General features: G+C 49.7%; 3 protein-coding genes (1 of these 3 only partly in view). 2 read left to right on the top strand and 1 reads right to left on the bottom strand.

Translation table 11 applies throughout. The features are described 5' to 3' along the window. Nucleotides 1-1,312, top strand: partial view of a type I DNA topoisomerase gene (gene topA, locus QVO97_RS10350; protein WP_022360248.1) — the 3' portion only. 782 nt of this gene lie to the left of the window's left edge; the window shows 1,312 of its 2,094 coding nt (coding positions 783-2,094); its start codon lies off the left edge, out of view; the stop codon is at nucleotides 1,310-1,312. 143 nt (nucleotides 1,313-1,455) lie between these two features. Beyond that, nucleotides 1,456-2,253, top strand: a complete 798-nt coding sequence (gene codY, locus QVO97_RS10345) for a GTP-sensing pleiotropic transcriptional regulator CodY (protein ID WP_022360247.1) — start codon at nucleotides 1,456-1,458, stop codon at nucleotides 2,251-2,253. A gap of 244 nt (nucleotides 2,254-2,497) precedes the next feature. Here codY and purF read toward each other — a convergent pair whose 3' ends face one another. After that, nucleotides 2,498-3,922 carry an amidophosphoribosyltransferase gene (purF, locus tag QVO97_RS10340; protein WP_022360246.1) on the bottom strand — a complete coding sequence of 475 codons (1,425 nt, stop codon included), beginning with the start codon at nucleotides 3,920-3,922 and terminating at the stop codon, nucleotides 2,498-2,500. Nucleotides 3,923-3,992: the final 70 nt, after the last annotated feature.

Below are 3,992 nucleotides of genomic sequence, written 5' to 3'. Positions count from 1 at the left end.
GAAGGCGCCGATCCCGTTTACGACCAGTACGCTGCAGCAGGAGGCATCCAAGACGCTGAATTTCTCAACACAGAAGACGATGCGCCTTGCCCAGCAGCTCTATGAGGGCGTGGATATCAAAGGACGCGGCACAATCGGTCTGATCACCTACCTGCGTACCGATTCCACCCGCATCGCGGCAGAGGCAGATGCGGCGGCGAGAAGCTATATCGGCGACCAGTTTGGGGCAAGTTACGTGTCCGAGGCACCGGCGGCGGCAAAATCAGACGCCAAGATCCAGGACGCACACGAGGCGATCCGTCCGACTGACATTACACTGACGCCGGTACAGGTAAAAGAACAGCTTTCCAGAGACCAGTTCCGTCTGTACCAGCTTATCTGGAAGCGCTTCACGGCGAGCCGGATGCGCCCGGCGGTTTACGAGACAACCTCCGTCAAGGTAGCAGCCGGAGAAGAGCTTTTCACCCTGTCGGCGTCCAAAATCAAATTTGACGGCTTCATGTCCGTCTATTCACAGGACGAGGATAAGGAGACCGACGGCGTTCTGAACGAGTCGCTGGAAGCAGGCATGAAGCTGGATTTAAACCAGTTAGAACCGGCACAGCATTTTACACAGCCACCGGCACATTATACAGAGGCGTCGCTCGTCAAGGCGCTGGAAGAACAGGGTATCGGACGGCCAAGTACCTATGCACCGACCATCACGACAATCATCGTGCGCCGCTATGTAGCGAAGGAAAATAAGAACCTCTATGTGACGGAGCTTGGCGAGGTAGTCAACCGGATGATGAAGAAGGCGTTCCCGTCCATCGTTGATTTGCAGTTTACGGCAAATATGGAGTACCTGCTCGACAGCATCGGGGACGGCACGATCGGCTGGAAGACCGTTATCGAAAACTTTTATCCGGATCTTGACAAGGCGGTTAAAGAAGCGGAGAAGACGCTTGAGAGCGTCAAGATTGCTGACGAGGTGACGGATGTGATCTGTGACCAGTGCGGGCGCAACATGGTAATTAAGTATGGTCCGCACGGCAAATTTCTTGCCTGCCCGGGATTCCCAGACTGTAAAAACACGAAGCCGTACCTGGAAAAGATCGGCGTGAAGTGCCCGAAATGCGGTGGTGAGATTGTCATCCGTAAATCGAAAAAGGGCAGAAGATACTACGGCTGCGAAAATAACCCAGACTGCGATTTTATGACCTGGCAGAAACCGTCAAAAGAAATGTGTCCGAAATGTGGACATATTATGCTCGAAAAGGGAAATAAGCTTCTTTGTTCTAACGAAGCCTGCGGTTTTGTAAAAAACTCATAAAAACTCTTGAAATAGATATTAATTATTAAAAAAAATGAAAAATACAGAAAAACTCTTGCTATTATACGAAAATCGTGTTACAATTCTTACAGGTTAGGATCGAATTCTAATTTACGATAAAGGCAAAGGAGGTAACTGGTAAAATGAGCGTTCAATTACTGGACAAAACTAGAAAAATTAATAAGTTATTGCACAACAACCATTCTCATAAGGTTGTGTTCAATGACATTTGTGAAGTCCTCAGTGACATACTGGAATCCAATATTCTCGTAATCAGCAAGAAAGGTAAAGTACTCGGAGTTGCGATTCATGAGGGTGTGGATGAGATCGAAGAGTTGATCAAGGATCAGGTCGGCGGTTTTGTTGACCGTATGTTGAATGAACGCCTTTTAAGCGTTTTGTCAACGAAGGAAAATGTCAACCTTGCCACATTGGGATTCGCCGAGGAGAACGTGAAGAAGTATCAGGCGATCATCACGCCTATTGATATATCCGGTGAGAGACTGGGTACTCTGTTCATCTACAAATCAGATGCACAGTACGACATCGACGATATCATCCTGAGTGAGTACGGAACCACTGTTGTCGGACTTGAGATGATGCGTTCTGTCAACGAGGAGAATGCAGAGGAGACAAGAAAGATCCAGATCGTTAAATCAGCGATCAGCACCCTGTCCTTCTCCGAACTGGAAGCAATTACCCACATCTTCGATGAGCTGGAAGGCAACGAGGGCATTCTGGTAGCCAGCAAGATTGCAGACAGAGTCGGCATTACCCGTTCCGTTATCGTCAATGCACTCCGCAAGTTTGAGAGCGCAGGCGTTATAGAGTCCCGTTCGTCCGGTATGAAGGGAACCTACATTAAGGTTCTGAACGATGTTGTATTTGACGAGTTGAAAGCGTTAAAAGCGCAGAACAACCGTCCGTCATCCAATGTATAAAAACATATAAGACATTTTAAACAAAAACAAAAGTTTTGACAAAACGTGAAAAAGTGTGAGGGATAAAAAAGGACTCGGTGAGAGCCCTTTTTTATGTAATAGGAAATTCCTTGGAATTCCCTATTACACAAAAAGGCACTAACGTGCCAATGATGCGCACTCGCGCGAAGCAGAAACATGTCGCAAGCGACCGCGCTCGGCGCGAGAATGTGCCAAGGCACATTCTTTTTCATTTGCGAAATATTTATTCTAATGCATCCTTAATCTCCCCATCCGGCACATCCATCGGATAGTTTCCGGTGAAGCATGCCGTACAGAGCGGCAGTCCGCCTGCCATCTCCTCGAGATCTTCAACCGGCATATATCCAAGCGAATCCGCACCGATCTCCCGGCAGATTTCTTCGACGGAATGACTGCTGGCGATGAGCTGTTTATTGGAGGGGACATCGGTACCGAAATAGCAGGGGAAGAGGAATGGCGGAGAGCTGACGCGCACATGAACTTCCTTCGCCCCGGCTTTTTTGAGCATGCGGATCAGGTTTTTCATCGTCGTACCGCGCACGATAGAGTCATCGACGAGGACAATGCGTTTTCCCCTGACAGCCGGTTCCAGAATATTAAGCTTGATACGGACGCTATTTTCGCGTTCTTCCTGGGTCGGTTTGATGAAGGTTCTGCCGACATAGCTATTTTTATGGAAAATAATCTCATATGGAATGCCGGATGCCTTCGCATATCCCATCGCGGCGGTCAGGCCGGAATCCGGTACACCGGCGACGAGGTCGGCATCGGCAGGGAAGGAATGTGCGAGAGCCGCGCCGCCGCGCAGCCTTGCCTCATAGACGCTCACATCATCGATGTGGCTGTCGAGGCGGGCAAAATAGATGTATTCGAAAACGCAGTGTGCCCGTTTTTCCTGCTGCAGGCTTTTATCAGAAAAAACGCCGTCGCGGGTGATGGTCACGATCTCACCCGGTTCGATATCACGGATAAATTCGCCGCCGACCGAGGTGATGGCACAGCTTTCCGATGCCATGATCCAGACATTTCCCTTTTTGCCGAGGCAGAGAGGACGCAGACCAAATGGGTCACGAACACCGATCAGCTTGCGCGGGCTGGAGATAATCAGGGCATAAGCGCCACGTGTTTTTGCCGCGGTCCGTTTGATTGCCTCTTCAGCGGTCGGGGCAGCCAGACGTTCTCTGGCGATGTGGAACGCGATTACCTCTGAATCCATCGTCGTCTGGAAGATTGCGCCGGTTTCTTCAAGCTGGCGGCGCATCTCAAACGCATTTACCAGGTTTCCGTTGTGCGCCAGACAGAGTGTTCCCTTAAAATACTTAAGTACCAGTGGCTGTGTGTTTTCGATGGTAGAAGAACCGGTTGTGGAGTAGCGGACATGACCAACTCCCAGATTGCCGCCGAGGCGTTTTAACGTCTCCTCATGAAATACCTCATTGACAAGTCCCAGCCCTTTGTAGCAGTTGACAACGCCCTTTGGACCGTTCGTGTCACAGACTGCGATGCCGCATGACTCCTGACCGCGGTGCTGGAGTGCGCTGAGTCCGTAGTACATATCTCTGGCAACATCGCCGCCCTCCAGGTCAAACATTCCAAATACGCCGCATTCCTCATGAAGCCCGGTTTCGTATGTGAGTGACTCCCTCATGATATAAACCTCCTTTGTATTCAAGATACCTGAATGATAAGAAAATAACAGGGATAAGAACCCAAAATTG

The sequence above is a fragment of the Clostridium sp. CAG:43 genome (assembly GCF_000434655.1).
In the GTDB taxonomy this organism is placed as follows: domain Bacteria; phylum Bacillota; class Clostridia; order Lachnospirales; family Lachnospiraceae; genus Otoolea; species Otoolea fessa.
This window is presented reverse-complemented; position numbering and strand designations above follow the sequence as displayed.